At 71.3% G+C, this 2737-nt stretch carries 2 protein-coding genes; one reads left to right on the top strand and one right to left on the bottom strand.

What is annotated here, in order from left to right; genetic code table 11:
• Positions 1–1326: DEAD/DEAH box helicase (locus tag RWM17_RS13815; protein ID WP_314104604.1), on the bottom strand; the 1326-nt coding region annotated here is incomplete at its 3' end.
• A gap of 148 nt (positions 1327–1474) precedes the next feature.
• Here RWM17_RS13815 and RWM17_RS13810 point away from each other — a divergent pair.
• On the top strand, positions 1475–2473 hold the full coding sequence (locus tag RWM17_RS13810; protein ID WP_314104603.1) for a hypothetical protein: 999 nt from the start codon (positions 1475–1477) through the stop codon (positions 2471–2473).
• The last annotated feature ends 264 nt before the right edge of the window (positions 2474–2737 follow it).

Genomic DNA, 2737 nt, shown 5'->3' with positions numbered 1-2737 from the left:
GCCCGCCGCCGCCGCCGCGTCCGCCGCCGCCGCGTCCTCCGCCGCGCGGATCGCGGGCACCCGCGTCGCCTGGCTCATGAACCGCCGCACGTCGAGGTCGACGATGATGTCGGCCGGCCGCAGCGGGCGGGTCAGGTAGAGCCCGTCGAGGGCGGTGATGCGGCTGAGCGCGACGTAGGTCTGACCGGCGCTGAAGACCCGCGTGCCCAGGTCGACGATGGCGCTGTCGTACGTCTTGCCCTGCGACTTGTGGATCGTCACGGCCCAGGCGAGGCGCAGCGGGAACTGGGTGAACTCGGCCACCACGTCCTTGCGGAGCTGCTTGGTCGAGGCCGACCACGAGTAGGCGAACTTCTCCCACACGGCCGGCTGCACCTCGTGCTCCTCGCCGTCGACCTCGACGAAGACGGTGTCGCGCACCTTCGTCACGGTGCCGGTGGTGCCGTTCACCCAGCGCTGGTCCTGGTCGTTGCGGAGGAACATCACCCGGGCCCCGCGCTTCAGCTCGAGAGCCTCGTCGGCGGGGAACGTGCGTCCGCCGAACTCGCCGCTGACCTCGGCCTTGGCCGTCAGCACGCGCCCGGGCAGCCGCTCGAGCTCGACCTTGTTGATGCGGGTGACGGTGTCGTTGCGGGTGGCCAGCGTGATGGCGGTGCCGTCGGTGGGCGCGGGGCGCGCTCCGGCACCGTTCAGCGCACCGGCGATCTCGGCGGTGACACGACCGTGGCGGACGGCGTTGAGCATCTCCTTGAAGTCGCCCTCGGTCTGCCGGTGGATGAACGCCAGCTCGTAGATGCGCAGCGACGCCTCTTGCCAGACGTGCGCGTCGAAGAACCACATCGACCGGTAGTTGTCGCGGAAGTACGCCCGCTCCTCGGCGTCGCCGGGCACCGGGGGCAGCTGGTACGGGTCGCCGAAGAGGACGACCTGCACGCCGCCGAACGGCTCGGACCGGCGCTGGCGGGCCTGGCGCAGCGAGCGGTCGATCGCGTCCATCAGGTCGGCGTTCACCATCGAGACCTCGTCGATGACGAGCGTGTCTATGGTGTTGAGCAGCTTCCGCAGCTCGCTCTTCTGCTCGATGTCGTGGTCGGCGATCAGCCCGATCGACAGGCGGAACAGCGAGTGGATCGTCTGCCCGCCGACGTTGAGGGCCGCGACGCCCGTCGGGGCGCAGATGACCACCTGCTTCGAGGTGTTCCACGACAGGTGGTTCAGCAGGGTCGACTTGCCGGTGCCGGCCCGGCCGGTGACGAAGATGTGCTCCTTCGTGTCCTCGATGGCGTCGAACACGGCCTGCTGCTCGGCGGAGAGGGCGACGGACACGGGCGACGGGGACCTTTCGAGCAGGGGAGGCGGCGAGGACGGACGAGGCGGGGTCGCGATCTCGGGGAGGCGCGCCCAGGGATCCAACCTACCCGCGCCTCCTCGGCTGCACGGCGGATCGTGACCTCCGCCGACCTATGCTGTGGACATGTCTTCGTCCGTGGGGGAGAGAAGGCGCCCGTCGTCGTGGTGGCCCTTCGTCGCCATCTGGGGCGGCGCCGCGCTCTTCGTGGTCATCGGGTTCGCCGTGACCGTCGTCGCGCTGAACGCGACCGTGTACAGCGCCGGCGGCTTCGCGCGCGGCTACCTCGACGCGATCGACCGCGGCGACACCGCCAGCGCGCTCACCCTCGCCGGCATCGAGCCGACGGGCGAGCTCGAGGACGCCCTGCTCACCGTGCCCTCGCTCGGCGGCCTCGCCGACGTGCAGGAGGAGAGCGAGCTCGACCTCGGCGACGGCACCCGCACCGTGACGCTCTCGTACACGCTCGACGGCACGCCCGGCCAGTCGCAGTTCGTCGTGCAGCAGGCCGGCACGCGCTTCGGCTTCTTCCGCGCCTGGAGCTTCGCGCAGACCCCGACCGCGACCCTCGACGTCACGCCGATGAACGACCCGCGCTTCACGGTCGACGGCCGCCTCGTGACGACCGAGAGCGGCGACGTCGCGACGCGCTTCCAGGTGCTCGCCCCCTCGCGCTTCGTCCTCTCGCACGAGAGCGCGTACCTCGAGGCGCCGACCGTCCCCGTGACGGTGATCAGCGCGGGGGCCACCTCGTCGGCCAGCGTCGCGACCGTGGCCCGCGCCTCCTTCTCGCAGGTGCTGCAGGAGCAGCTCGACACGATGCTCGACACCGACTGCGTGACCCAGCCGGTGCTGCTGCCCGCCGGCTGCCCCTTCGGGCGGCAGGTCGACGACCGCGTCACGGGCGAGCCGGCGTGGAGCATCGTCGCCTACCCGCAGGTGGCCGTCCAGCCCGGCACGGTGTCGGGACAGTGGCTCGTCACCGAGGCCGCGGGCACGGCGCACCTCGTCGTCGACGCGCAGTCGCTCTTCGACGGGCGTCGCTACGCGATCGACGAGGACGTCCCCTTCACCGTCAGCTACACGATGAACATCGGCACGGACGACGTCCTGACCTTCCAGTAGGTCAGCCGCTCTCGACGATCAGGAACCGACTGGTCGGATCTCCTGATCCGTGCACGATTCAGGACCCTGGCTCCCCCTGTCGCACCAGGCAGGACGCATCTTCCTGAATGAGGAGCGAGCAGGACCGGACACGAGGAGGCGGCCCCCGCCCCGGTGGGGGAGGGGGCCGCCAGGTGGTGGGCCGGTCGGGCAGGCGAGGTCGCCCTACCGCGCGGCGACCTCGTGCCGGCGGCGTCGGCGGCGGGCCGCCTCGAGGGCGAGCAC

The sequence above is a fragment of the uncultured Frigoribacterium sp. genome (genome assembly GCF_963515265.1).
Classification (GTDB): domain Bacteria; phylum Actinomycetota; class Actinomycetes; order Actinomycetales; family Microbacteriaceae; genus Frigoribacterium.
The sequence above is the reverse complement of the archived record's forward strand: the minus strand, read 5'-3'. Positions and strand labels throughout refer to the sequence as shown.

Bases quoted from the DNA above. Each gene is read 5' to 3' on its own strand.
- RWM17_RS13810 (WP_314104603.1), top strand. From the start codon at position 1,475: ATGTCTTCGTCCGTGGGGGAGAGAAGGCGCCCGTCGTCGTGGTGGCCC.